We start from the raw sequence: 25,570 nt of genomic DNA on the forward strand, positions 1-25,570 counted from the left end.
TATACGGTAATTCTATAAATTATTAATTGTTAATAAATCATGTATAAAAACTGAAAAACAATTAATTACCATTATTCACATACTATATAACTAATACTATAATTAAATATTTACTTATTAATATGACACCCATTTACGAAACTATAATAAACAAAAAAACAAACAGATCTCCAATATGGTTAATGAGACAAGCAGGCAGATATTTACCAGAGTTTAGAGAAATTAGAAAATTAAACCCAGATTTTATAAATTTATGTTTAAATGAAAATTTATCTTCAGAAATAACCTTACAACCTCTTAAAAGATTTGATTTAGATGCTGCCATAATTTTTTCAGATATTTTAATGATCCCATATGGGTTAAACCAAGAAGTAAAATTTGAAAAAAATTTTGGTCCAAAATTAGGTTCTTTAGATTTAGAAATTATATCCAAGGTTGATGAAATAGATTTTATAGAGAAATTATATCCAGTTTATAAATCAATTAAAAAAGTTAGCGAAGATAATTTAATGAAAAATAAAAATTTAATAGGATTCGTTGGCGCACCATGGACATTATTAGTTTATATGATTAATAAACATTCTCCAAAAAAAGAATTAGTAAAAGATTTCTTTAAAGATGAATTTTTAATAAATAGAATTTTAATAATTTTAGAGAGATTTTTAAAATTACATATTGACAAGCAAATAAAAAATGGTGCAACTGTAATTCAAATTTTTGACAGTTGGGCTGGTCTTTTAGAAGAAAAAGATTTGCCAAATTATATATATGTGCCAACATTAAATTTAGTTGATTATATTAAATCACTAAATATTCCTGTAATTTGTTTTCCAAGAGGAATAAAAAATTATAAAAATTATTGTGATATCGTTAAACCAGATGCGGTTAATATTGACTATAATGTTGATCCTGTTTCAATATGTAAAGAAATAAAAATACCAGTTCAAGGAGGTCTTGATCCTAAAATTTTATTAACAGACAAAGAAAATTTAAAAAAAGAAACTTTAAAATATTTAAACATTTTTAAAGATCATCCCTATATATTTAATTTGGGGCATGGGGTGTTACCCGAAACCAGTCCTGACATGGTTGACTACTTGGTTAAAACAGTAAAAGATTATTAAATGAAAAAAGCAATAATTTTATTTAACCTTGGCGGTCCTGATAAAATTGAAAATGTAGAACCGTTTTTATTTAATTTATTTAATGATCCGGCAATTCTAAATTTACCAACTATATTAAGATACCCCTTAGCAAAACTGATATCCAATAGAAGAGCACCAATTGCTAAAAAAATTTATGAAGAGCTTGGTGGTTCATCCCCGATATTAAAATTAACCAAGGAACAATCCGAGGCACTTGAAATAAAGTTAAATCAAACCGAAACAGACAATGAATATAAATGTTTTATCATAATGAGATGTTGGAACCCAAGAGCCAAAGATGTGATTAAAGATGTTCAATTATATGATCCAGACGAAGTTGTCTTAATGCCCCTGTATCCCCAATACTCTGCTGCAACATCGGGGTCTTCAATTAAAGAATGGAAAGATGTTTGTAAAAAAAATAACTACCATGTTAAAACAAGCACAATATGCTGTTACCCAACAGATAAAAATTTTATCAATGCACACACAAAAGAAATAATAAAAAAAATTAAAGATCTTAAAAATTTTAAATTAATATTTTCTGCGCACGGCTTACCAGAAAAAAATATTAAACAGGGAGACCCTTATCAGTGGCAAGTGGAACAGTCTGTCCAAAAAATAGTTGAGAATTTGAACATCGAAAATTTGGATTGGATATTAAGTTATCAAAGTAGAGTTGGTCCACTGAAATGGATAGGACCATCTACAGAAACTATAATTATTGAAAATTCCAAAATTGGTAAGCATATCGTTTTAGTCCCTATCGCGTTTGTTTCCGAACACTCAGAAACTCTCGTTGAGCTTGATATAGAATATAAAGAAATAGCAGACGCTAATGGATGTAAAAATTATACAAGAGTTCCAGCACTTGGAATTAATGAGGATTTTATTAAAGCAATGTCGGAATTAATAATTAAAAAAAATGAATATAAGATTAATGAGAATCTTTATCCACCAAAGATACAGTGTCCCTCTAATTTTAAAAAATGTCCTTGTTTGAATTATGAATAGTTATTTATTATTCAAGAGCCTACATTTAATAGCAGTAATCTCCTGGATGGCAGGCCTTTTATACTTACCTAGAATTTTTGTATACCATGTAGAAAATTCAAAAGATAAAAACACTTCTTCAATATTTAAAACAATGGAAAGAAAATTATATTTTTACATTATGACACCAGCAATGATTTTAACTTGGGTGTTCGGATTAATTTTAATTTCCTCTTTGGGTTTCGATGTTCTTTCTTCAACTTGGATTAAACTAAAATTGTTGTTAGTGATTTTATTAACCTTATATCATTTCTATTTATCTAAACTTCTTAGTGATTTGAATTTGGATCAAAATACTAAATCTTCTAAATTTTTTAGAATAATTAACGAAGTACCAACAATATTGCTTATTTTGATTGTTTTTATTGTTATTTTTAAGCCCATCTAAGCTTGTAATAGTTCAAAGAGTATATATATTTATATCATCTTACAAAAATTTTAACCCCACCCCCCCACTCATGAATATACAAGAACTTAAATTAAAATCATCTGAACAATTAATTACGCAAGCAGAAGAGCTTGGTATTGAAAATGCTAGCACACTTAGAAAGCAAGAAATTTTATTTGCTATATTAAAAAAGGTTGCAGAAAAAGAAGAGATAACTGGAGCAGGAGTTTTGCAATTATTACAAGATGGATTTGGTTTTTTAAGAGCAATGGAATCTAATTATTTAGCTGGACCAGATGATATTTATGTTAGTCCAAGTCAGATAAGAAAATTTGGTTTGAGAACAGGAGACACAGTTGAAGGCCCTGTTAGAGCTCCCAAAGAAGGAGAAAGATATTTTGCATTATTGCAAGTAGAAAAAATAAATTTTGAGGAGCCAGAAAAAGCTCGTCACAAAATTGCATTCGATAATTTAACTCCACTTTACCCAAATAAACAAATGGTGATGGAAGTTGAGACAACAAAGATTGAAAAAAAACCAGATTTAACTCCAAGATTAATTGATCTTGTGAGCCCAATAGGAAAAGGTCAAAGATCGATAATTATTTCACCTCCTAAAGCTGGTAAGACAATGATTTTACAAAGTATCGCCAACTCAATTGCTAAAAACTATCCAGAAAGTTACTTGATGGTTTTATTAATTGATGAGAGACCTGAAGAAGTAACAGATATGAAAAGAACAGTTAAGGGAGAGGTTATCAGTTCTACATTTGATGAGCCCGCTTCAAGACATGTTGCTGTTGCTGAAATGGTAATCGAAAAAGCAAAAAGATTAACAGAGCATAAAAAAGACGTAGTAATTTTATTAGACTCAATAACAAGGTTGGGTAGAGCTTATAATGCTGTGATACCAAGTTCTGGAAAAGTTTTAACAGGTGGTGTCGATGCAAATGCATTGCAAAGACCAAAAAGATTTTTTGGTGCTGCAAGAAATATTGAAGAAGGTGGATCTTTAACAATCATCTCAACAGCGTTGATTGATACTGGATCAAGAATGGACGAAGTTATTTTTGAAGAATTTAAAGGAACTGGAAATAGTGAAACAGTTTTAGATAGAAAAATTGCAGAAAGAAGAATTTATCCAGCAATCGATATAACCAAATCTGGAACAAGAAGAGAAGAATTGCTTTTCGATAAAGATGACCTTTCAAAAATGAATGTACTAAGAAGAATAATTAGTCCGATGGGAACAATGGATGCAATTGAATTTATTAATTCGAAACTTAAAGAAACAAAAAGTAATGCAGACTTTTTTAGCTCGATGAATAAACCGGCTTAACACTGTTCCACCCTCACCTATTAATTTAAAGTTTTACAGAACCTCAAAATAGAAGTTATAATGTTGTTATGACAATCTATGCTCTATCAACTGGACCTGGAATTTCTGGAATAGCAATTATTAGAGTTTCAGGAGAAGATACTAAAAAGGTAATTGAACTATTAACAAACACAACAATACCAGAACCAAGACTTGCGACATTAAGAAAAATCAATAAAATCAATACTTCTGAGCTTATTGATGAAGGCCTAGTACTGTGGTTTCCTGGCCCTGAGAGCTACACCGGTGAGGATATGGCCGAATTACATGTGCATGGAAGCAAAGCAGTAATTGATGCTCTACACGCCTCTATTTCAGAAGTAGAGAATTGTAGACTTGCCGAGCCGGGTGAGTTTACAAAATTGGCATTTCAAAATGGAAAAATAAATTTACTGAAAGCAGAAAGTATTGCAGATTTAATTTCTGCAGAAACTGAAATTCAAAGACAGCAAGCAATAAAAATTATGAATGGAAGATCTGCAGACAAGTTCAATGAGTTAAGAGAAAAACTTTTAAAAATTTTATCACACGTTGAAGCAAAAATAGATTTTCCAGACGAAGACCTGCCTGAAGATATCTTTAAGAATATAAAAAAAATTTCTAATGAAGTAATTTTAGATATAAAAAAAATTTTGGATGATCAAAAAGTTGGTGAAAGAATTAGGGAAGGTTTTAAGATTGCAATCATAGGACCAACCAATGCTGGAAAGTCTAGTTTATTAAATTACCTTTCAAATCGTGATGCAGCAATCGTTTCAGAAATAGCCGGAACAACAAGAGACGTAATCGAGACGCACTTAAACATTGATGGTTATCCAGTGGTAGTTTCCGATACTGCAGGAATTAGAGATTCTAAAAATGAAATAGAAAAAAAAGGAATAAAATTAGCACTTGATAAAGCTGAAAATGCAGACTTAAAGTTAATCGTGATAGACGCTAAAAGCATTGATTTTAAAGGAGTTTTGAAGGAATTGATTGATGAAAATGCAATACTTGTAGTTAATAAATCTGATCTTCTAAAAGAAGATTTAAATTCTGAAATAAAAAATTATGCACATGTTTTAATTTCAGTAAAAAATAATCTTAACTTAGAAGATTTAATTTTAAAGATTAAAAATAAATTAAAAAATAAATTTATCACAAGTGAAGATATTTTAATTACTCGTGAAAGGCACAGACAACATCTTGAACAAAGCTTAAATTATTTAAAAAACTTTGAAGAAAAAAGTGAGGCAGAAGATTTTGATAAAGCTGCTGAAGATCTTCGTTTGGCAACTCGACATTTAGGAATGATAGTTGGAAAAGTAGATGTTGAGGAGATATTAGGTAGTATTTTCAACGATTTTTGCATTGGTAAATAACTATGATTTTAAGGGATTTTTGAGCTTATTTTTATGATTTTTGTTGATAAACATAACTTATTTTGCAATTTTAACTAAAAAAGTAGCTTTAATTGTTTTAATAAATATTTTTTAGAAAAACACTGTTTGCTTGTAAATATTTATATCGTCTATAAATTTAAGTTATGAAAAATGATTTATCATTTGAAGTGGTAGTTATTGGAGGAGGGCACGCTGGTTGTGAAGCTGCAGCGGCGTCCGCACGTCTTGGAGTTAACACCGCCTTATTCACACACAAAATTGAGACCATAGGAGAGATGTCTTGCAATCCTGCAATAGGAGGTCTTGGTAAGGGTCATCTTGTCAGAGAGATAGACGCTTTAGACGGTGTGATGGGAGAGGTTGCTGATAAATCAGGTATACAATTTAGATTATTAAATAGAAGTAGAGGGCCTGCAGTTCAAGGGCCTAGAACGCAATCAGACAGATCATTGTATCGTAAATATATGCAAGAAAAATTACTAAACTACTGTAATTTAAACATTTTTTCGGATCCAATAATAAGATTTATTTTTAATAAAAACACTATAAGTGGCTTTGAAACAAAGTCCGGTAAACAAATTTTATGTGGCAAGCTAATCCTAACAACGGGCACATTTTTGAATGGTTTGATTCATATTGGTGATAAGAGAACACCAGCTGGAAGGTTTGATGAGAAGCCCTCAATAGGATTAAGTGAACAACTTAAAAAGTATGATTTTAAAATAGGAAGACTTAAGACAGGAACACCACCAAGGCTTGATGCTAGAACAATTAACTATGATAATTTAGAAGAACAGTTTGCAGATGATGATCCTTATTTTTTTTCTTTCTTAACTAAAAAAAATTTAAACAAACAAGTTTCATGTAGGATGACTTATACAAATGAAAAGGTTCATAAGATAATTAAAAAAAATTTAAAAAGAAGCGCCATGTACTCAGGAAGCATACAGGGGGTTGGTCCAAGATATTGTCCTTCAATAGAAGATAAGATAGTAAAGTTTGTAGATAAGGACCGTCACCAGATATATTTAGAGCCTGAGGGGCTAAATGATCACACAATATACCCAAATGGCATATCCACTTCCCTACCTGAGGATGTGCAGCAGCAAATATGTAATAATATCAATGGTTTAGAAAATGTTAAGATAATTAGGCCCGGTTATGCCATAGAATATGACTACATTGACCCTAGAGAACTTTTTTTAACTCTTGAGACTAAAAAAATTCAAAATTTATATCTTGCTGGACAAATAAACGGAACGACTGGATATGAAGAAGCAGCTGCTCAAGGGCTAATAGCTGGAATTAATGCTGCGTTATCCTTTAAGAAAGAAGAGCCATTTATTTTGGATAGATCAGATGCATACATTGGGGTTATGATAGATGATTTGGTAACAAAGGGTGTTGCTGAGCCTTATAGAATGTTCACCTCAAGAGCAGAATATAGACTAAGTTTGAGAGCAGATAATGCTGACCAAAGGTTGACAAATAAAGGAATTGAAATTGGATTAATATCCAAAGAAAGAGAAGATATTTTTAAAGATAAAGAACATAAATTAGAAATAATATCAAAAATAATGTCAGAATCGTCAATATCTCCAACAAAAATAAAGAACTTTGACATTAAAATTGCAAAGGATGGTATTCTTAGGAAATCTAATGAAATATTAGCCCAAAAAGGTGTTGATATGAAAAAAATAAGAGAAATTTGGCCTGAAATTCCCTATTTTGATAAAAAAATAGATGAGCAAATTGAAATAAATGCTCATTACAGAGGCTATCTTAAAAAACAAAAAGCAGATATATTAGCATTTAAAAGAGACGAAAATTTAGTTATACCTGAAAAAGTTAATTATGATGATCTTTCTGGACTATCGAATGAGGTAAAAGCTAAATTTAAACAAATAAAACCAAAAACCATGGGACAAGCACTGCGAATTGATGGAATAACTCCAGCTGCCGTATATATTTTGTTGTCACATGTAAAAAGAAAGTCTATTAAGCTTATAGCTTAATGGAAGAAATTTTTAAAAAATACCCACTGCTAAGAGACCAAAATGTTCCACGTGAAACATTAGCTGAGTTTGAGATATTTTTGTCAATGCTACAACAAAGAAATGATGAAATTAATATAATAAGCAAAGAGACAGCTAAAAATGAAATAATTAGAGAACGTCACATAGTTGATTCCGCACAAATTATTGAATTTATTGACTTAAATAGTAATATAATAACAGATATAGGATCAGGTGGAGGTATGCCAGGAATAATTATATCAATTATGATTAAAAACCAGAAAAATTCAGGTAAAGTACACTTATATGAAAAAAGTCACCATAAAAGCTCTTTCTTAAGAAAAGTATCTAGAGATTTAAAATTAGACACCGAAGTCATGCAAAAAAATATTTTTGAAGCACAAAATTTAGAGTCGGGTACAATAATGGCAAGAGCTTTTAAACCTTTACCAATAATTTTAGATTTAGTTCATAAAAATTTTAGTAGATACAAAAATTTAATTGTCTTCATGGGAAAAAATGGTGAAAAAGTTTTAGAGGAAACTTTAATAAATTGGGATTTTGATTTAGAAAAGAAAAAAAGTATTACAAGTGAAGATTCTTTTTTATTAAATATAAAAAATATTAAAAAAAAACATTAAAAACTAAATGCAAATTATTTCTGTAATAAATCAAAAGGGTGGGGTTGGAAAAACAACAACAGTAATTAATCTTGCAGCGGGTTTAGCTCAACAAGAGAAAAAAGTTTTAGTTATTGATCTTGATCCACAAGGAAATGCAACTACAGGACTTGGTCTATCCAATTTAGAAAATTCAACTGACACTATTTACGGAGTGTTGAATGGTACAAAGCCAATTTCTAACGTGATTAGAAAAACTGAGTTCGAAAATTTGGATATTATTACTTCGAATGTAGATTTATCTGGACTTGAGGTCGAGACTGCTGATGATAGCATGAGAGCCTTCATTTTAAAACGCGAATTAACCGCTTATTTAAATGATTCTAGAGCAACCTATGATTATATACTAATAGACTGCCCACCATCACTAAGTTTGCTAACAGTCATGGCTCTAGTCTCTTCTCACTCACTTTTAGTGCCACTGCAGACGGAATTTTTTGCTTTAGAGGGTTTAACCCAGTTAATGAAAACCATAGAACGAATAAAAGTTAATTTAAATCCTGAATTAAAAATTAGAGGCATACTCTTAACTATGTATGACAAAAGAAATAAACTATCCACACAAGTAGAAAAGGAAGCAAGAGACTATTTTAGTGAAAAGGTCTACCTAACAGTTATTCCAAGAAATGTTAGACTGTCAGAAGCTCCATCACACGGCTTGCCTGTTTTAATTTATGATAAATCTTGTCCTGGTAGTAAATCATATTTTAACTTTACAGATGAATTTATCAATCAAGAGCCAAAAATAGGGAGTGCAGCATAATGGATACAAACAAAATAAAAAAAGGTTTGGGTAGAGGTTTGTCATCTCTAATCGGTGAAACAAAAGTTGAAATAAATATTAATAAAGTTTCAATATCTGATCTCGTAAGTAATAAATTTCAACCAAGAAAAACATTTGATGAGGAAAGTTTACAAAATTTAACAAACTCAATAAAAGAGAGAGGCATTATTCAGCCAATTATTGTTAGAAAATCTAGCGATGATAGTTCAAAGTATGAGATTATCGCAGGAGAGAGAAGGTGGATGTCAGCACAAAAAGCAGGGTTACACGAGGTACCAGTTGTTATTACGGATGTAGATGATTTAAAATCTTTAGAATTTGCAATTGTCGAAAATGTCCAAAGAAACGATTTAAACGCAATCGAAGAAGCACGTGGTTATCAACGTCTTATCGAAGAGTTTTCTTATGATCAAGAAAAAGTAGCACAATTTATTGGAAAAAGTAGAAGCCATATAGCTAATTTTTTAAGATTATTGATGTTACCAGATAGCGTTCTAAAATTAATTGAAACAAAAAAAATAACTCCCGGACATGCAAAAATTTTAGTTGGTCTTGATAACGCCGAGTTTGTTGCAAATAAAATAATTGCAAAAAATCTTTCAGTTAGGCAAGCAGAAAACTTTGTTAAAATTTTTAAGATAAAAAAACAGTCTCTTAAAGCACCAAGAGACATAAATTTAAAATCGTTAGAAAATTCAATCCGAGAAAAGATTGGACTTAATGTTTTAATTAAAAATAAGAAAAATAATACTGGTTCTTTAGTGTTAGAATATAAGGACCTTGATCAATTAAATAAAATAATTGAGATTATAAAATCTAATTATTAATTTTTTTTTGAATTATTAATTATAAAATCTGATAAAATATTTTTTCCAATGGTAGAATTTTTCTTAATCATTAATTCAATTTCATTACTTTTATAAATTAAATTTTTTAATTCCCATTTTTTCCAAGACCTTGCTTGCTGTATAACAAGAGGCTTATCTTTCCAAAAAATAGGAGGTTTAAAAGAAGAAATTGCTTGATCAATACCATTTCTTGCATCAATTAATTCGTGGATTTTAAGTATTCTTTTAATTTTAGTTAACAATGTCCTAATAACTACTATGTTGTCTTCATCAGAATAGTTGTTTTCATTTAAAATAGTGATAGTTTTTCTTGTGTTTTTTGCGAGTGAATAATCCACTAGTTCTGATGCACTATAATTATCCGCAAGATTAGTTAGTTTAATTATCTCTTGCAGGTTTATACTTTTTTTATTTAAAGAAAAATTTTCAATTTTTTGTAACTCATTATTTAAATTTTTTCTATCACCCCTGCTTCTTTCTATTAAAATATTGATCAATTGTTGCGAAATTGGAATTTTTTTATCTCTAAAAAATTGGCTGATTATAGCATTTAGTGTCTGATTATTATCTTCATAAAAAGGAATGCATACAGCTGATTTTTCTTTTTCAAAAATTTTTCTCAAAGTTGATTTTTTTTCTAGATTTTTTGAATTTAAAATAAATTGAATATTTTCTATTTTTTTTTCTATTAACTCTTCAATGATCTCTCTAACCTTGTCTGATACTCTATTTATGACTATAAGTTTTTCATTATCAAAAAATGATTTTGTAAAAATATTATTGTAAAAATCATCTATATTGTTTAATATTTCTTTCTCCTCATACTTATGAATTTTATTTTGATATTTTTTTACAAAAAATTTTTTGATGGTATCATCTTTTAAACCCTCATTATCTCCATAAAAAAGATAAAAATTATAATTTTCTAATTTTAATTTATTTAGTTCAAATAATTTTAAAATCATCCCTCTATGTTCTTAAGTAAATAAAAATCTTTTCTGATATTTCATTAATCAAATTTAATTCAATACTTTTTTGGTATTGAGTAAGATCAAATTTACTTTGAGTATTATTATAAGTAAAACTTGAATTAAATTCTTTTTGTTTAATGATTGTATCATTAACGGTAAGAGATAAATTTACTTTAATAGAAGATCTATAGATTGAGGGATTTCCAGTTTTGTCCTTTGAAATAACATCTATCTTTTTTGAGCTTTTTAATATTAAAGCGTATCCAGACGTTGAGTTTTTGTCTTCTTCGATTCCCAAAGAAGACATAATCATTTTATTTATTTTTTTATCTCCATTAAGAGTGATGTCATTTATTTGCTGTTTTAAATCATTTTTTTTCAGATAAAGAGGCTCATAACCGCAACTCCAAAAAAAACAAAGCAAGAATAATAAAGTAATTTTTTTTAACATTATTTTAAAATTAAGTTTATTAATTTATCCTTTATAAAGATAGTTTTAATAATAATTTTTTCTTCTATAAATCTTTGTAGTTCTTTTGTTTTTTTAACTTCTTCAATTAAATCTGACTCTTTAATATTTTTTTCCATTAAAATTAAACCTCTTTTTTTTCCATTAATTTGTATAACTATCTTGCACTGATTACTTTGAAGATATTTATCTTTAATTTCAGGCCATAAGTAATCTTTATTAGTGGTAATTTCTTCCAAACATTCGCTTGCAAGATGTGGTGTAATAGGAATCATTATAGTTAGAATTTTTATATAGTTAGATATTAAGTTTTCATTAAACGACTTCCCCTCTAATATTTTATTAAAAAAAGTGTAGATTTCATGTAAATTTGCGATGATAACATTATAGCTAAACTTATTTAAGCTAACGTTAATTTTATTTATTGTTTGATTGGTAAACTCCTCTAAAGATTCATTAAAATCTCGATCTCTTTTTTGTTGCTGCTGAGAACTAAGAACTATTTTTTTATGCAATATCCAAAATTTTTGTATGAATTTGTATGACGCAATCATTCCTTGATCGGACCATTGTACATCTTTTTCTGGTGGACTGTCAGATAGGATAAATAATCTAACTGCATCTGCTCCATAATCTTTAATCATTTGCTCTGGATCAATAGTATTTTTTTTTGATTTAGACATTGATTCTGGTGGACCCACTTTTATTTTTTCCGATATATTTTTTTTACTAAAAAATTCTTTTCCGTTTTCAGAAAAAACTTCATCTGGGCTTAACCATTTATTATTTTGATCTTTATATGTTTCATGACAAACCATTCCTTGGGTAAATAAACCTTTGAAGGGTTCTTTAATTTTAATTTTATCAATTTTATAATCTAGTGCTCTGGTAAAAAATCTTGAATATAAAAGATGCAATATAGCATGTTCTACGCCACCTATATACTGATCAACGGGCATCCAATAATTAACTTCATCTATATCAAAACCTAAATCTTCATTTTTAGGTGAACAAAATCTTAAAAAATACCAGGAAGAATCTACAAACGTATCAAGCGTATCTGTCTCTAACATGCACTCCTCATCATCAATAATAATTTTTCTCCAATTTTCTTGATGATCTAATGGATTACCATTGGTATTTAGATTTATGTTTTCAGGTAATTTAATTGGAAGTTTTTCCAAAGGCACTTTAATAATTTCATTATTTTTTTTATAAGCAATTGGAATAGGACACCCCCAATATCGTTGTCTAGAAACTCCCCAATCTTTTAATCTAAAATTTATTTTTTTTTTACCTATTTTTCTTTCTTCCAGTATTTTAATTGTTTCTATAATTGATTGTTCAGGAACTTTTAAGCCATCTAAAAATTTAGAATTAAATATAACTCCTGGCCCCGTATAAGCTTCTTTTGAAACTTTAAAATCATTTCCTTTATCATTAGGTTTAACTACAGAAATGACATCTAAATTATACTTTAATGCAAAATCTAAATCTCTCTGGTCATGCGCCGGGCAGCCAAATACTGCTCCAAAGCCATAATCCATTAAAACAAAGTTTGCAAAATAAACAGGTACTTGTTTAGATTCATCTAATGGGTTTATTGCAGTTAAATTAGTTTTAAATCCAATTTTGTCAGCTTGAGCGATAGATTCTTCTGTCGTGCCTGTTTTTGAACAGGCGGCTTTAAAATTAATAAACTCTTCGTTATTTTCATATAGTTTTGATATTGGGTGATCAACTGATACAGCTAAAAATGAAAAACCAAATAAAGTGTCCGGTCTAGTTGTAAAGCAGCTAATACTTTTAACCTCTGGATTGCCCTCAACTTTAAAATCTATTTCACAACCAAAAGATTTACCAATCCAATTTTTTTGCATAACCTTGACTTTATTTGGCCACTCATTAAGTTGATCAAGACCTTGTAGTAGATCTTCTGAAAATTTAGATATATTAAAAAACCATTGACTGAGCTTTTTTCTTTCAACAGGTGCCCCCGATCTCCAACCTTTTCCATCAATTACTTGTTCATTTGCAAGAACTGTTTCATCAACTGGATCCCAATTAACATAATTTTCTTTTCTATAAACTAGCCCCTTGTCGTAGAGTTCCAAAAAAAATCGTTGCTGATGCTTATAATAATCTGGAGAGCAAGTAGATATTTCTCTATTCCAATCAATTGAAAGACCTAGTTTTTTAAGTTGAGCCTTCATTGTAAAAATATTTTTTTCAGTCCAATTTTTTGGATCTAAATTGTTTTGACGTGCTGCATTTTCAGCAGGCATACCAAAAGAATCCCAGCCCATTGGATGAAGGACATTATAACCCTGAAGAGATTTATATCGTGCTAGAACATCACCAATAGTATAATTTCTTACATGACCCATATGAATTTTCCCAGAAGGATAGGGAAACATTTCCAAGCAATAAAACTTTTTTTTATCCTCAATTATTTCTGCTTTGAATGTTTTGTTTTCAAGCCAATAATTTTGCCATTTTTCTTCTACAACTTTAAAATTATATCTTTCAGGATCCATATATAAAATGATTTAATTTATTAAATAATAAATCAATTTAAATTACTTAAAAATTTTTCCCAGGTATTTTATAATCCCCTGTTTCTTTTTTAATTGTTGCAACATCTTCATTCTTAATTTGTGCTGCTTTTTTTAAGATTTCAAATTTTATTTCACTGTTTAAATTATTATCAATTTTAGTAATTTTACAATTATTTTGGGCGCTACAAACTTTTTTATGAATAATAACATTTATAGCATCAGATCTTATTTCGTTAGTTAAAAATCTAATGGTAATTTTAATTTCTTCGTTTGAATTTTCGTTACTAAACCAATCAGTTACAATTATTCCACCAGCGTAATCAACATTGTTTAAAGGGGCAAAATTTAATTTTTCTAATGAAGCCCGCCATAGAGGATTTGATGAAGCAAATTGAAAATCACCAGAACCACGACGGTTTCCCACATTTCCAATTTTAAAGCCCCTACCTTCCTTAATATTTTTTATTATTCTATCATTGGCATTTGTTGGAATTTTTCTAGCATCAGTTTTTTTGTAAATTCCACAAGAATTAAGAGTAATTAAGATAGTGAATAAAAGGCAAATTAAAGCTAAATTTTGAAATTTTAAAAATTTTGTCATGATAATTATTTTTATTACCTAATATCAGTTTTATATTAAATTGCTGTAAAAATTAAAAAATCTAACATAATTATGTTGCATTTATGCAACAATAGATAATAAAATAAGCATAAGATGCATCATTAAAAACAAAATTAAAGAAATTTCATGTAGTAATTCATTATTCATATATGAAAATAATAACAAAAGGAAAAAACATGAACAATATAAAAAAAATAGGATTAACAGCATTAGCTGGTTCTCTTGTTGCAATCTCAGCACAAGCTGCAGAAATGTCTGTAAATGGTGCTACAATGTTAACTTATACATCAGAAGATGGGACTGAAGTAACTGGTAACCCATTTGGTATGAAAACTAACCTAGCATTTACTGCTTCAGGTGAAGTTAACGGATACAATGTATCTTACTACCAAGCGTCACAAGATCAATTCGCTGGTATGTCATCAGCTAGATTATCTGTTGATATGGGTGATATGGGAACAATCGCTTTTGACCAAGGTTCTGGATCTGGATTAGCTACAATCGATGATAAAACACCGACTGCTGCTGAAGAAATCTGGGATGGTTTAGATGTAACTACTTCAGGTAGAGTTGGTGCAGCTGGTAGTTCAGGTGTATTTAACTACATAAATACTTTCGAAGGTGTAACACTTAACGCTGCCGCAAGAAAAGGTTCAGGAACTAGTAATAGTGATGGAGCAAGTTCAGGTGTTGGTCAAGGTGCTTGGGACTTTGCTTTAACTGCTGATGGTTCAATGTTAGGTGTTGATGGTCTAGCAATAGGTGCTGGTTACGGTGAAGCAGAAAATGGAGCATTTGCTACTGGTGGTGATAACGCGCATACAACTGCTTTTGCTAACTATTCAGTTGGACCAGTAACTTTTGGTTACCAAATGTCGTACGAGCATAACAATGTATCTGCTACTGATGACGAAGAAACTAAAGCATGGGGATTAGCGTTTAACGTAAACGAAAATCTTTCAATATCTTACGGTGAAAGAGATGTTGTATTCAGAGGTCAAGGTGCTGGAGATGTTACAGAAAAAGGTGATGGTATTGCTGTAGCTTACACTATGGGATCTATGAAAATTGCTGGAAACATGAATGAGGGAAGTAACATGGGTGGTGTATCTGCCGCAAATGACTCAATGACAGAAATTGCTGTTTCTTTTGCTTTCTAATACAGTTTAAAAATTATAGAAAAGCCCCAATTTATTGGGGCTTTTTTTTTATCAAAATTTAAATTAATTTATTTAAATCTCTTAGATAAGGCGCAAACTTTTCAAAAGAATTTTTTGAGCTTTTATATATTGGCTTTCTTGCTTGAGCAGTACTTAATGTCTTAATTGGTGTTTTATTATTATAAAATTTCAAGCAATCCTCTTCCCAATCTAGATCACAAAATTTTATCATATTTTTAATTTCATTTTCAGGATCTTCGATGATTTTTTCGTATTGTGCGTTATAAATAGTGTTTGGAAATTGTTCTTCCCAAAAATTCATGAGATCTAGATAAAGATTATAATAAGTGCCGAGCTCTTTTTGATTATAGCCAAAATCTAATCCACCCTCAAAGAAATTTTTAAAAATAGATAGGCAATTATCTTTAGGATTTCTTAAACAATGAATAATTTTAGAATTAGGAAAAAGTATTTTGATAAAACCAATCCATCTAAAATTTAAAGGAGCTTTATCAGTTATAAAAGGCTTAGATGAATTAAATCTTTTTAAATAATTATAATAATCCGTTCTTAATTGGTTAGTAAAATCTTCATTTTTAACTAAATTAAAAATATTTTCTTCAGATAAATTGTCATTAATCATAAGTTTGGTCTTAACTATTCTAGAAAGTTGAGGGAGTTCACCCGCCCCAAAAACACTCGAGTGTGAAGTTATTATTTGTTCTACTAAAGAAGTACCTGATCTTGGCATCCCAAGAATAAATATTATTTTTCTTTTTTCAATATTGTTTATAAATTTTTGAGATAAATCAATTTTTGTAAAAATATTTGTTAATTGATTAAAAAAAGCAGTTTCATTGTTAATATTAAAGTTTAATGATTTTCTTCGTGTTGAGTTAGCAATATCTAAATTATTGAACGATTTTTCAATTAAACCCATATCCTCCTCTGCTTTTGCAAGCGCAAAAAATAAATTAGTTTTTTGTTCATCATTTAATATTAGATTATCTTTTTTAGAATTCATTCCCTCATAATGTAAATCTCCAGCTTGATATTTTTTTGATTGAGAAATTAACATATCTGCTTGAGTAAATTTTGGTTTAATCTCAAGAGTTTTTTTGGCATAGTCAATTGCAAGGTCAAATTTACCCAAACCCTGATATGCAAGAGCTAAAGAATATAGAACAGCTGGAATTTGTGAATTTATTTTTAAAGCTTTGCTGTATAGATCTATAGCAAATTCAAAATCGTTATTATCTCGCTTAAGATTACCATAATTAACATAGGCATTAATGTAATCAGGTTTCTTTTCAATTATTTTTTTAAATAAACTTTCTGATAATTCAATTTCTCCAATATTTTTATGTACATTTGCTAAATTATTCATGATGGCAATATTATTAGGTTCCATCTTATAACCCTTAATGAAGATCTCTTTCGCTAATTTTAAATCACCAATATTTTGATAAGCAGATCCTAGAATATTGTACAAAATTAAATATTCCGGAGCTTTTTTAATGAGTTTTTTTGCTTTACTAATTAAGATATCAAATTTGGCACTATCAAATAAATTTAGTAAAATTTTAATTTCATTTTCAATATTACTCATTATTAATTTTATATATTATTTTGGTTAATAAAATAAGAAATTCCTGCAAAACCATAGCTTTTTACCAAATTTAGTTTTTTAAAATTTAATTGATTAATACCTCCTAAGGCAATTACTTTTATATTTGTTTTAGCTGCTAGTAGATTAAATTTTATAGGGTTTAAAAATTTATTATTTTTATTAATCTTAAATAATGGTGATAAAAAAATTAATTTTACACCTTGTTGTTCTTTTATTTTTATTTCTTGTACAGAATGTGCAGAGCCAACGATAATAAATTTTTTTTTGAAATTGCTTTTATTAAAATTCATACTTTTATTAAATGATGGTAAATACGCACCGTCCAAATCGAGTTTTATTGCTAATTTTAAATTATTGGATAAAAAAAACTTTCTACCTTGTTTTAGACAAGTTCTTTTAATATTAAGAATTAACCCCTCATCATATTCTGTTTCATAATCTCTAAAAATTATTGCAACTTTTTTTGGTAATTTTCTGATATGATTTTTATCATATGTATTAATAAAAAAAAATAATTTAGGTAACTTGCTATGCATAAAAGTGTTCATAATTTAATTCAGATTGAGAAAGAAATACAATCAAATATTATCAATCTTGATACCACTACCAAATCACCAAAGATTATTGCTGTAAGTAAAACACATCCTATAGCAAGTATATCACCATTGATAAATCATGGACATTTAGATTTTGGTGAAAATAAAGTACAAGAAGCAATAGATAAATGGAGTGATATAAAAAATAAAAAGAATAGTATAAAACTTCATTTAATTGGAAGACTTCAAACTAATAAAGTTAAATATGCTTTAAAAATATTTGATTATATTCATTCATTGGATAGTGAAAAATTAGCTAATAAAATTTCTGATGAACAAATCAAACAAGGAAAAAAACCCAAGATATTTATTCAAGTTAATATTGGTAATGAAGATCAAAAATCTGGAATAAACAAAGAAAGACTGGATGATTTCTATAAATTTTGTAAGAACTTGAATTTAGATATTATTGGCACAATGTGTATTCCCCCAAACAATGGAAATACAGAAAAATTTTTCTTTGAGATGAGTAACATAAACCAAAAGTTAAATTTTAAAGAATTAAGTATGGGTATGTCAGGAGACTACTTGGAGGCAATTAAAAATAGCGCAACATATGTCAGAGTAGGTTCAAAAATATTCGGTAGTAGAACTTAACCTATTTTGATTTTAGTTTTTTGATCAATTAATTTTAATAATATTTCAAAATCTTTTTTTATTAAAGCAACACATCCTGCTGTTGGTTTATAATTGTTTGTTAAATGAATAAACACAGCACTTCCTTTGCCTGAAATTTTTCTTTCATTGTGACTAATTGAAATTATATAATCATACTTATGATCTTTTCTGTGTAGATTTTCTTTAAGTTTTTTATTGTGTGTTTTAATTTCTTCATTATATTTTTTATGACTTGGATCATCACACCAAGCCATATTTTTTTTAATAACTTTTTTATAGATTTTACACTTTGGAATACCAACACGATCTTTTCTAAAATATAATTTTCTTAATTTAAATAACCCTTCAGGAGTTGAATAATCACCCTCTTTTTTGTTGGAATTTATGCCCCCTTTTCCAATACAGCATCTTAATTTAAAATCATCAATTATAAGAGTGTTTTTATTTGGTACATGAATTATCATAGATGTGTTAAATATAATTATGCAAAATGTTTCGATTATAAATTTTAATTCACTATATGAAATTTTAGACGAGATAAAAGAAAATTTATCTTTTAAAATTATAAAATTTGAGAATGAAGAAAATTTTAAAAAGAAACTTGATCTAGATAGAATGGATTGCTTGATAATTTCAAAAACTGATCATAAATTATTACTAAATGATAATCTAACTCATAAAAATTTTTTAGACTTAAATGGTTTGCCTTTATCTTTAAAAAAATTATTAGAACTAATTAGTATTAAATTAATCAAATTAAAATTTAACCAACAGTCTAATGTTGTTATTAAAGGCTATGAATTAAATTTAAATTCTAAATTTTTTTCTAAAGGTAGCATAAATTTAAAGTTAACAGAAAAAGAAATTGAAGTTATTTTATATTTAAACAATACAAAAATTAAACACAATGTTACAGATTTACAAAAAAATATATGGGGTTACTCAGCAGACATGGAAACCCATACTGTAGAAACTCACATATATAGATTACGAAAAAAAATAAGTGATTTATTTGAAGATGAAAAATTTATATTAAGCCATAAAAATGGCTATTTTATTAGCTAAAATAGCTTAATCTAGTCTAGCACCAACTTTTTGGATTATCTTTGAAGACATCTCAGTTCCTTTTTCGAGACATTCTTTTGTTGAAACATCATTAATTAGCCCATGAAGAAAACCAGCTGCAAAGAGGTCTCCTGCACCTGTTAAGTCTACAATCTTTAAATCAGGTTTACTTTGACACTCTACAATTTCTTTATTTTTGATGGCAATGCTTCCTTTTTCACCACGAGTGATGATTAAAAGCTTTCCTAGTTGTTTTCCAAATTCAATAACATCTTCAAAGCTTTTAGCATCAATTAATGCTCTAATTTCTTGTTCATTAGCAAAAATAATATCAAGTTTATTTTTAACTAAATTTAAAAAGTCACTTTTATGTCTCTCCACACAAAATTGATCTGATAAGGACATTGCTTTAGTATTAGAGAGTGACATTGCTTTATCAAAGGCAGACTTTGGTTCTCCCTCATCCCACAAATATCCTTCTAAAAATATCATTTCACTTTCTTGCACAGCTTTTTCATTAATATCGTTTTGGTTAATTTTTCCTGCAATGCCTAAAAACGTAACCATAGTTCTTTCTGCATCAGGTGTGATCAAGATTAAACAAGTTCCAGTTGGTGAAACTTCCTCTTTTTTACTATAAAAATATTGAATTTTTTCTTTAGTCAGACCTTCTTCATATTTTTGTCCCAATTCATCAGCATTAATTTTACCTATAAACCCAACATCATTTCCCAATTGAGACAGACCAACAATAGAATTTGCAACAGATCCACCAGAAACTGTTTCTTCAATTTTAAGAGTTGATAAAAGTTTTTTAAACTCACTTTCATCAACTAATTTCATTGTGCTTTTTGTTAATTGATTATTTACTAGATATTGATCATCAACTTTACATATAACATCGACTATTGCATTTCCGATTCCTAGTATTTTCATATTAAGCTTTTTTTATTTTAACTGGATTTTTTCTATTAGGATAACAAGTCGTACAAATTTTACAAGTCAAACCATAACATTCTCTAGCTTTGCAAAATTCTCTTCCGTAATAAATTATTTGTAAATGTAATTTGCTCCATGTTTTTTCTGGAAATATTCTTTTTAAATCTTTTTCTGTTTGAATAACATTTTTACCATTTGTTAAGCCCCATCTTTGAGCCAATCTATGTATATGGGTATCAACGGCAAAAGCTGGAATTCCAAAACCCTGAGACATGACCACACTTGCTGTTTTATGGCCTACACCAGGTAGTTTTTCAAGTTCGTCAAAGCTTTTGGGTACTTCGCTTCCATGCTTTTCTATGAGCTGCTTAGACATTAAATAAATGCTTTTTGCTTTAACCCGAAAGAGACCAATGCTTTTTATTAACTTTTCAATTCTTTTTCTACCCAATTTTATAAAATGTTCAGGTCTATTGTATTTTGGATATATATTTTTAGTTACATTGTTAACATTTAGATCAGTGCATTGAGCTGATAAAAGAACTGACATTAAGAGAGTGAAGTTACTAGTATGATCTAGAGGGATGGGGGTTGTTGGATAAATCTTATTTAAAATTTTTAGTATTTTTTTAGCTTTTTCTTTTTCTTTCATTATTTAAAGTTCAGTAAGTCCCTCATTGAATAAAGCCCAGGTTTTTTGTTGATAAGCCATTTTGCGGCAGTTAAAGCACCATCTGAATATAACGCTCTGTCGAAGGCCTCATGATTTAACCTAATTAATTCCTTTCCACTTGAAAATGTAACTTCATGTTCTCCAATAATTTCACCTTTTCTAATTGAGTTAAAATTAATTTTTTTGCCATAAGGAAAAGTTTTTTTATTCAAGAATTTCTTACCCATTAAATTATAAAAATCTTTTTTTCTTCCATTGGCAATGCCTTTCCCAAGCATCAAAGCAGTTCCTGATGGGTAATCTTTTTTATGCTTATGATGCACTTCAAATACCTTACTCAAGTATTCATCATTTAAGGACTTAGAAGCAACTTCTGTTAAATACATTAGCAAGTTAACTCCCAAACTCATATTACCAGCTTTTAATATGGGGATTTTTTTTGAAAACTTTTTAATTAAACGCTCTTCTTTTTGACTAAAACCAGTTGTGCCAATTACTAATCTTTTTTTTAATTTGGATGCAATTTTAAGGATCTCGAGTGTACAATTAGGTATTGTAAAATCTATTATAACATCTGTATTTTTAAAAGCTTCATTCGTGTTAAGATTAAGTTTTATTCCTGCTATTTTTTTATTAAGGATTTTATTTTCAGTTAGTGTTACTAAATTAAAATCTTTGTTTGCTCTTACAGATTTAATTAGCTGTTGACCCATTCTACCTAGACAACCCGATATTGCTAAATTAATTTTTTTCATCTAAGAAAATATTAACCTTTTTTATTTAATTAGTCTTTAGTTTTTCCAAAAACTTTTTGCTTTTTGGAAGAACTGTTTGATACTTGGATTAGACTTATCGTTTTCAATTTCTCTAAATTTTTCAAGTAATTTTTTTTGTTCTTTATTTAAAGAAATAGGAACTTCAGTATTTACCTGTACATAAAGATCTCCATTTCCACTTCCTCTCATATAAGGCATACCTTTACCTTTTAATCTAAATTGTTTACCATTTTGAGTTCCGTCAGGTATTTTAATTTTGGCCTTTCCACCATCAATTGTTGGTATTTCGATAGTAGTACCTAAGGCTGCATCTGCAAAAGATATTGGAAATTCAAAAAATAGATTTTCATCAGATCTTTTAAATAAATCATGAGAGTGAACATTTACAAATAAATATAAGTCACCACTTGCCCCACCTTTAGTTCCAGCCTCTCCTTTGCCAGCTAATCTTATTCGTGTTCCATCATCCACACCCTTTGGTATTGTTACGGATATTTTTTTTGAAGCTTGTTTATTGCCCTGGCCATTACAATCATTGCATGGGTTTGTAATTTCTTCACCAGAGCCAGCACATTGAGGACAAGTTTGTTGAACAGTAAAGAAACCTTGGTTAGACCTTACTTTACCATTTCCACCACAAACTGTACATCTGTCTGGAGAATGACCAGGTTTAGAGCCATTACCCTTGCAAGTATTACATTTTTCTGTAGTTGAAAATTTTATATCTTGTTTTTTACCTTCATAGGCTTCTTCGAGAGTAATTGATAAATCATAACGTAGATCAGAACCTCTATCGTTGGTCTTTCGCCTCCCTCTTGATTGCCCACCCCCAAAATCTCCAAAAAAATCTTCAAAAATATCTGAGAAATCGGCTCCACCAAAACCGCCACCTTGTCTTCCACCACCTCCACCCTCAAAGGCGGCATGGCCAAAGTTATCATAATTTTGTTTTTTTTCTTTATCTGAAAGGATGCCGTAAGCTTCACCAGCTTCTTTAAATTTATCTTCTGAGGCTTTGTCGCCTGGGTTTTTGTCTGGGTGATGTTTTACAGCTAACTTTCTATAGGCAGACTTTAGTTCTTCAGGGCTTGCACTTTTACTTACACCCAAGACGTCATAAAAATCTCTTTTAGCCATAAGTTACTTAAGATGATAGTTGCTGTAAGTCTTAGGCGCTTTTTTCTTTATCTTCTTTTGTGCCTTCTGTGCTTTCTTCTTTAACTTCTTCAAAGTCAGCGTCAACTACATTATCGTCTTTTTTTCCTTCATCATTTTTATCACCTTCTTTTGGTGAGCCTTCTTTTTTCTCTTGAGATTTGTAAATTGCTTCACCTAACTTCATAGAAGCTTGAACTAAAACTTCAGTTTTCTTTTTAATTTCTTCAGTATCAGTTCCTTTAATAGCTTCTTTCAAATCAGTTGATGCATCTTCTATTGCTTTTTTATCAGCATCAGAAACTTTGGCACCATGTTCTTTTAGATTTTTTTCAGTAGAGTGTAAAAGGGTATCTGCTTGATTTCTAACATCAACAGACTCTCTTTTCTTCTTATCCTCTTCTTTGTTTGCTTCAGCATCTTTTACCATTTTTTCGATTTCTTCATCACTTAAACCACCTGATGCTTGGATTTGAATTTTTTGTTCTTTTCCAGTTCCTTTGTCTTTAGCAGAAACACTCACAATTCCATTTGCATCAATATCGAAAGTTACTTCTATTTGAGGCACTCCTCTTGCAGCAGGTGCAATTCCAACTAGTTCAAAATTTCCTAACATTTTATTGTCAGATGCCATTTCTCTTTCACCCTGAAGCACTCTTATTGATACAGCGGGCTGATTATCATCAGCTGTAGAAAATACTTGGCTTTTTTTCGTTGGTATTGTTGTATTTTTTTCAATTAATTTTGTTGATACTCCACCTAACGTTTCAATTCCAAGAGATAGAGGTGTTACATCTAAAAGAAGCACATCCTTAACATCTCCTTGAAGAACCCCAGCTTGAATTGCAGCACCCATTGCAACAACTTCATCAGGGTTTACACTTTTATTTGGCTCTTTACCAAAAAAGTTTTTAACTTCAGCTAGAACCCTAGGCATTCTTGTCATTCCACCCACCATTACAATTTCATCAATTTCACTTGCAGTAAGTCCTGCATCTTTAAGGGCAGTTTTACATGGTGGCAACGTTCTTGATATTAAATCTTCAACCAAAGCTTCTAATTTAGCTCTTGTCATTTTTAGATTGATATGTTTTGGACCAGTTTTATCAGCTGTTATAAAAGGTAAATTAACATCTGTTTGTTCTGCAGAAGATAATTCAATTTTTGCTTTTTCAGCAGCTTCTTTTAATCTTTGAAGGGCTAATTTATCTGATCTTAAATCAATTCCAGAGTCTTTTTTAAACTCACCAATCAAATAATCAACGATTGTATTATCAAAGTCTTCACCTCCTAAAAATGTATCACCATTTGTAGATTTAACCTCAAACACACCATCACCTAACTCAAGAATGGAGACATCAAAAGTTCCACCACCCAAGTCATAAACGGCTATTTTTTTGTTTTGTTTTTTGTCCAAACCGTAAGCAAGAGAAGCTGCAGTTGGTTCGTTAATAATTCTTAAAACTTCAAGACCAGCAATTTTACCAGCATCTTTTGTTGCTTGTCTTTGAGCATCATTAAAATATGCAGGAACTGTAATTACAGCTTTAGTTACTTCTTGACCTAAATATTTTTCAGCAGTTTCTTTCATTTTTTGAAGAATAAAAGCAGAGATTTGAGAAGGTGAATATTTTTCCCCTCTAGCTTCAATCCAAGCGTCTCCTTTTTCTGAATTAACAATTTTAAAAGGTGCAGCTGCAATATCTTTTTTTACAGTAGGGTCTTCAAAACTTCTTCCAATTAATCTCTTTACAGCAAAAATAGTATTTTCAGGATTGGTCACGGCTTGTCTTTTTGCAGGCTGACCTACAAGTTTTTCTCCATCTTCAGTAAAAGCTACAACTGAAGGAGTAGTTCTTGCACCTTCGGTATTTTCTAAAACTTTTGGCTGACTACCTTCCATGATAGACACACATGAATTTGTTGTTCCTAAATCTATTCCTATAATTTTGCTCATAATTTAATTCCTACTCCTCATATAAGTGTTAATTTTTAATCTACAAGTTATGGCAATCATTATTAATTGTCCAAATTCTCTTCATTTTCCTCGTTTTTTGTATTATCCTGAATTTTAGTTTTTTTTGAAACTGCGACTAATGCTGGTCTCAAAAGTCTATCTTTCATCATAAAACCTTTTTGAATTTCTTGAATAATTGTTCCAGGTTCGTTTTGGTCATCATCAATTTCCATCATAGCCTGGTGTTGATTTGGATCCAACTTTTTACCAACAGAAACTATAGGTATAATTCCATTCTTTGAAAAAATTGAGGCCATGTCTTTACTTATAATTTCAAAATGTTCTAAAGTCTTTTTTAAAGCTTCGGTATCTTTTAATACTTCATCACTTTCTAAAATCTGTTTTGACCTCTCAAGATTATCAATTAAATTCAAAGCTTCTTTTGCAAAAGAAAACCCACCATAATCAAATGCATCCTCTTTTTCTTTCCCAAACCTTCTTCTTTGATTTTCCATTTCAGCAAGAGTTCTTATAACTTTATCTTCTAACTCCTTAATTTTTTCTTCAAGGGAAATTTCTTTTACTTCTTGATTTTTTTCTGTTGAATCTTCTTGCTCTAATTGAATTTGCTCCTCTGTTTCAGTCTCTTTAATTTCTTCGTTTTGACTTTCAGAATTAATGTTTTGATCTTTTTCCATTGTGACTTAT

Annotated in this window: 25 protein-coding genes; 12 read left to right on the top strand and 13 right to left on the bottom strand. The window is 29.4% G+C overall.

The features are described from left to right. Nucleotides 1–122 precede the first annotated feature (122 nt). From hemE to ABXT61_RS07240, 9 genes are all read left to right on the top strand, one after another. Nucleotides 123–1,124 carry a uroporphyrinogen decarboxylase gene (gene hemE, locus ABXT61_RS07200; protein ID WP_415315241.1) on the top strand — a complete coding sequence of 334 codons (1,002 nt, stop codon included), beginning with the start codon at nt 123–125 and terminating at the stop codon, nt 1,122–1,124. Next, nucleotides 1,125–2,159 carry a ferrochelatase gene (gene hemH / locus ABXT61_RS07205; protein ID WP_415315242.1) on the top strand — a complete coding sequence of 345 codons (1,035 nt, stop codon included), beginning with the start codon at nt 1,125–1,127 and terminating at the stop codon, nt 2,157–2,159. It abuts the gene before it with no gap. Then, nucleotides 2,152–2,586 carry a protoporphyrinogen oxidase HemJ gene (hemJ, locus tag ABXT61_RS07210; protein ID WP_415315243.1) on the top strand — a complete coding sequence of 145 codons (435 nt, stop codon included), beginning with the start codon at nt 2,152–2,154 and terminating at the stop codon, nt 2,584–2,586. Before hemH ends, hemJ begins: the two co-directional genes overlap by 8 nt. A 70-nt stretch (nt 2,587–2,656) precedes the next feature. Continuing rightward, nucleotides 2,657–3,925, top strand: coding sequence for a transcription termination factor Rho (gene rho / locus ABXT61_RS07215; RefSeq protein WP_168606920.1), 1,269 nt, complete (start codon nt 2,657–2,659; stop codon nt 3,923–3,925). A 68-nt stretch (nt 3,926–3,993) separates the two neighbouring features. Then, entirely contained in the window at nt 3,994–5,325 is a 1,332-nt protein-coding gene (mnmE, locus tag ABXT61_RS07220) for a tRNA uridine-5-carboxymethylaminomethyl(34) synthesis GTPase MnmE (RefSeq protein ID WP_415315244.1), read from the top strand. A 164-nt stretch (nt 5,326–5,489) separates the two neighbouring features. Then, complete coding sequence (gene mnmG, locus ABXT61_RS07225; RefSeq protein WP_415315245.1) at nt 5,490–7,361, top strand: tRNA uridine-5-carboxymethylaminomethyl(34) synthesis enzyme MnmG; 1,872 nt, start codon at nt 5,490–5,492, stop codon at nt 7,359–7,361. After that, a complete protein-coding gene (locus tag ABXT61_RS07230) occupies nt 7,361–8,002 on the top strand; it encodes a 16S rRNA (guanine(527)-N(7))-methyltransferase RsmG (RefSeq protein WP_415315246.1) in 642 nt (213 codons plus the stop codon). Before mnmG ends, ABXT61_RS07230 begins: the two co-directional genes overlap by 1 nt. Before the next feature lie 7 nt (nt 8,003–8,009). Further along, the gene (locus tag ABXT61_RS07235; protein WP_415315247.1) at nt 8,010–8,804 is read left to right on the top strand and encodes a ParA family protein; all 795 of its coding nucleotides are present in this window, start codon (nt 8,010–8,012) and stop codon (nt 8,802–8,804) included. Next, complete coding sequence (locus ABXT61_RS07240; protein ID WP_415315248.1) at nt 8,804–9,652, top strand: ParB/RepB/Spo0J family partition protein; 849 nt, start codon at nt 8,804–8,806, stop codon at nt 9,650–9,652. Before ABXT61_RS07235 ends, ABXT61_RS07240 begins: the two co-directional genes overlap by 1 nt. Here the strand turns inward: ABXT61_RS07240 and holA are convergent. The 4 genes from holA to ABXT61_RS07260 are packed head-to-tail and all read right to left on the bottom strand — an operon-like array spanning nt 9,649 to nt 14,272. Then, complete coding sequence (gene holA / locus ABXT61_RS07245; RefSeq protein WP_415315249.1) at nt 9,649–10,638, bottom strand: DNA polymerase III subunit delta; 990 nt, start codon at nt 10,636–10,638, stop codon at nt 9,649–9,651. The two genes, ABXT61_RS07240 and holA, sit on opposite strands and share 4 nt — an antisense overlap. Before the next feature lie 4 nt (nt 10,639–10,642). Next, nucleotides 10,643–11,095 carry a hypothetical protein gene (locus ABXT61_RS07250; RefSeq protein WP_415315250.1) on the bottom strand — a complete coding sequence of 151 codons (453 nt, stop codon included), beginning with the start codon at nt 11,093–11,095 and terminating at the stop codon, nt 10,643–10,645. Further along, on the bottom strand, nt 11,095–13,650 hold the full coding sequence (leuS, locus tag ABXT61_RS07255) for a leucine--tRNA ligase (protein WP_415315251.1): 2,556 nt from the start codon (nt 13,648–13,650) through the stop codon (nt 11,095–11,097). The genes ABXT61_RS07250 and leuS overlap by 1 nt, the downstream gene beginning before the upstream one ends. A gap of 46 nt (nt 13,651–13,696) precedes the next feature. After that, the gene (locus ABXT61_RS07260) at nt 13,697–14,272 is read right to left on the bottom strand and encodes a DUF3576 domain-containing protein (protein WP_415315252.1); all 576 of its coding nucleotides are present in this window, start codon (nt 14,270–14,272) and stop codon (nt 13,697–13,699) included. 197 nt (nt 14,273–14,469) lie between these two features. Between ABXT61_RS07260 and ABXT61_RS07265 the strand changes: the two genes are divergently transcribed. Continuing rightward, a complete protein-coding gene (locus tag ABXT61_RS07265; protein WP_415315253.1) occupies nt 14,470–15,453 on the top strand; it encodes a porin in 984 nt (327 codons plus the stop codon). 58 nt (nt 15,454–15,511) lie between these two features. Here ABXT61_RS07265 and ABXT61_RS07270 read toward each other — a convergent pair whose 3' ends face one another. Together ABXT61_RS07270 and ABXT61_RS07275 are read right to left on the bottom strand one after the other, a co-directional pair. Further along, nucleotides 15,512–17,062 (bottom strand): sulfotransferase, encoded by a 1,551-nt coding sequence (locus tag ABXT61_RS07270; RefSeq protein WP_415315254.1) that lies wholly within the window; start codon nt 17,060–17,062, stop codon nt 15,512–15,514. An 8-nt stretch (nt 17,063–17,070) separates the two neighbouring features. Next, complete coding sequence (locus tag ABXT61_RS07275) at nt 17,071–17,619, bottom strand: thiamine phosphate synthase (RefSeq protein WP_415315255.1); 549 nt, start codon at nt 17,617–17,619, stop codon at nt 17,071–17,073. On the opposite strand from ABXT61_RS07275, the gene ABXT61_RS07280 reads away from it, so the two are divergent. Further along, the gene (locus ABXT61_RS07280; protein ID WP_415315256.1) at nt 17,614–18,276 is read left to right on the top strand and encodes a YggS family pyridoxal phosphate-dependent enzyme; all 663 of its coding nucleotides are present in this window, start codon (nt 17,614–17,616) and stop codon (nt 18,274–18,276) included. The two genes, ABXT61_RS07275 and ABXT61_RS07280, sit on opposite strands and share 6 nt — an antisense overlap. On the opposite strand, the gene ABXT61_RS07285 is transcribed toward ABXT61_RS07280, so the two are convergent. Next, on the bottom strand, nt 18,273–18,761 hold the full coding sequence (locus ABXT61_RS07285; RefSeq protein WP_415315257.1) for a L,D-transpeptidase family protein: 489 nt from the start codon (nt 18,759–18,761) through the stop codon (nt 18,273–18,275). The genes ABXT61_RS07280 and ABXT61_RS07285 overlap by 4 nt on opposite strands. A 19-nt stretch (nt 18,762–18,780) precedes the next feature. On the opposite strand from ABXT61_RS07285, the gene ABXT61_RS07290 reads away from it, so the two are divergent. Next, the gene (locus ABXT61_RS07290; protein WP_415315258.1) at nt 18,781–19,362 is read left to right on the top strand and encodes a helix-turn-helix domain-containing protein; all 582 of its coding nucleotides are present in this window, start codon (nt 18,781–18,783) and stop codon (nt 19,360–19,362) included. Nucleotides 19,363–19,368: 6 nt separating this feature from the next. On the opposite strand, the gene ABXT61_RS07295 is transcribed toward ABXT61_RS07290, so the two are convergent. From ABXT61_RS07295 to ABXT61_RS07320, 6 genes are all read right to left on the bottom strand, one after another. Next, nucleotides 19,369–20,298 (bottom strand): adenosine kinase, encoded by a 930-nt coding sequence (locus tag ABXT61_RS07295; RefSeq protein WP_415315259.1) that lies wholly within the window; start codon nt 20,296–20,298, stop codon nt 19,369–19,371. Nucleotide 20,299: 1 nt separating this feature from the next. Further along, nucleotides 20,300–20,953 (bottom strand): endonuclease III, encoded by a 654-nt coding sequence (gene nth, locus ABXT61_RS07300; protein ID WP_415315260.1) that lies wholly within the window; start codon nt 20,951–20,953, stop codon nt 20,300–20,302. Continuing rightward, nucleotides 20,953–21,729 carry a 4-hydroxy-tetrahydrodipicolinate reductase gene (gene dapB / locus ABXT61_RS07305; RefSeq protein ID WP_415315261.1) on the bottom strand — a complete coding sequence of 259 codons (777 nt, stop codon included), beginning with the start codon at nt 21,727–21,729 and terminating at the stop codon, nt 20,953–20,955. The genes nth and dapB overlap by 1 nt, the downstream gene beginning before the upstream one ends. A gap of 36 nt (nt 21,730–21,765) precedes the next feature. Continuing rightward, complete coding sequence (gene dnaJ, locus ABXT61_RS07310; protein ID WP_415315262.1) at nt 21,766–22,887, bottom strand: molecular chaperone DnaJ; 1,122 nt, start codon at nt 22,885–22,887, stop codon at nt 21,766–21,768. A gap of 31 nt (nt 22,888–22,918) precedes the next feature. Then, nucleotides 22,919–24,862, bottom strand: a complete 1,944-nt coding sequence (gene dnaK / locus ABXT61_RS07315; protein ID WP_415315263.1) for a molecular chaperone DnaK — start codon at nt 24,860–24,862, stop codon at nt 22,919–22,921. A gap of 62 nt (nt 24,863–24,924) precedes the next feature. Continuing rightward, on the bottom strand, nt 24,925–25,560 hold the full coding sequence (locus ABXT61_RS07320) for a nucleotide exchange factor GrpE (RefSeq protein ID WP_415315264.1): 636 nt from the start codon (nt 25,558–25,560) through the stop codon (nt 24,925–24,927). Nucleotides 25,561–25,570: the final 10 nt, after the last annotated feature.

The organism is Candidatus Pelagibacter sp. Uisw_137 (genome assembly GCF_047720245.1).
Classification (GTDB): Bacteria; Pseudomonadota; Alphaproteobacteria; order Pelagibacterales; family Pelagibacteraceae; genus Pelagibacter.

Coding starts and splice junctions, on each gene's coding strand:
- hemE (WP_415315241.1), top strand. CDS start 123: ATGACACCCATTTACGAAACTATAATAAACAAAAAAACAAACAGATCT.
- hemH (WP_415315242.1), top strand. CDS start 1,125: ATGAAAAAAGCAATAATTTTATTTAACCTTGGCGGTCCTGATAAAATT.
- hemJ (WP_415315243.1), top strand. CDS start 2,152: ATGAATAGTTATTTATTATTCAAGAGCCTACATTTAATAGCAGTAATC.
- rho (WP_168606920.1), top strand. CDS start 2,657: ATGAATATACAAGAACTTAAATTAAAATCATCTGAACAATTAATTACG.
- mnmE (WP_415315244.1), top strand. CDS start 3,994: ATGACAATCTATGCTCTATCAACTGGACCTGGAATTTCTGGAATAGCA.
- mnmG (WP_415315245.1), top strand. CDS start 5,490: ATGAAAAATGATTTATCATTTGAAGTGGTAGTTATTGGAGGAGGGCAC.
- ABXT61_RS07230 (WP_415315246.1), top strand. CDS start 7,361: ATGGAAGAAATTTTTAAAAAATACCCACTGCTAAGAGACCAAAATGTT.
- ABXT61_RS07235 (WP_415315247.1), top strand. CDS start 8,010: ATGCAAATTATTTCTGTAATAAATCAAAAGGGTGGGGTTGGAAAAACA.
- ABXT61_RS07240 (WP_415315248.1), top strand. CDS start 8,804: ATGGATACAAACAAAATAAAAAAAGGTTTGGGTAGAGGTTTGTCATCT.
- holA (WP_415315249.1), bottom strand. CDS start 10,638: ATGATTTTAAAATTATTTGAACTAAATAAATTAAAATTAGAAAATTAT.
- ABXT61_RS07250 (WP_415315250.1), bottom strand. CDS start 11,095: ATGTTAAAAAAAATTACTTTATTATTCTTGCTTTGTTTTTTTTGGAGT.
- leuS (WP_415315251.1), bottom strand. CDS start 13,650: ATGGATCCTGAAAGATATAATTTTAAAGTTGTAGAAGAAAAATGGCAA.
- ABXT61_RS07260 (WP_415315252.1), bottom strand. CDS start 14,272: ATGACAAAATTTTTAAAATTTCAAAATTTAGCTTTAATTTGCCTTTTA.
- ABXT61_RS07265 (WP_415315253.1), top strand. CDS start 14,470: ATGAACAATATAAAAAAAATAGGATTAACAGCATTAGCTGGTTCTCTT.
- ABXT61_RS07270 (WP_415315254.1), bottom strand. CDS start 17,062: ATGAGTAATATTGAAAATGAAATTAAAATTTTACTAAATTTATTTGAT.
- ABXT61_RS07280 (WP_415315256.1), top strand. CDS start 17,614: ATGCATAAAAGTGTTCATAATTTAATTCAGATTGAGAAAGAAATACAA.
- ABXT61_RS07275 (WP_415315255.1), bottom strand. CDS start 17,619: ATGCATAGCAAGTTACCTAAATTATTTTTTTTTATTAATACATATGAT.
- ABXT61_RS07285 (WP_415315257.1), bottom strand. CDS start 18,761: ATGATAATTCATGTACCAAATAAAAACACTCTTATAATTGATGATTTT.
- ABXT61_RS07290 (WP_415315258.1), top strand. CDS start 18,781: ATGCAAAATGTTTCGATTATAAATTTTAATTCACTATATGAAATTTTA.
- ABXT61_RS07295 (WP_415315259.1), bottom strand. CDS start 20,298: ATGAAAATACTAGGAATCGGAAATGCAATAGTCGATGTTATATGTAAA.
- nth (WP_415315260.1), bottom strand. CDS start 20,953: ATGAAAGAAAAAGAAAAAGCTAAAAAAATACTAAAAATTTTAAATAAG.
- dapB (WP_415315261.1), bottom strand. CDS start 21,729: ATGAAAAAAATTAATTTAGCAATATCGGGTTGTCTAGGTAGAATGGGT.
- dnaJ (WP_415315262.1), bottom strand. CDS start 22,887: ATGGCTAAAAGAGATTTTTATGACGTCTTGGGTGTAAGTAAAAGTGCA.
- dnaK (WP_415315263.1), bottom strand. CDS start 24,862: ATGAGCAAAATTATAGGAATAGATTTAGGAACAACAAATTCATGTGTG.
- ABXT61_RS07320 (WP_415315264.1), bottom strand. CDS start 25,560: ATGGAAAAAGATCAAAACATTAATTCTGAAAGTCAAAACGAAGAAATT.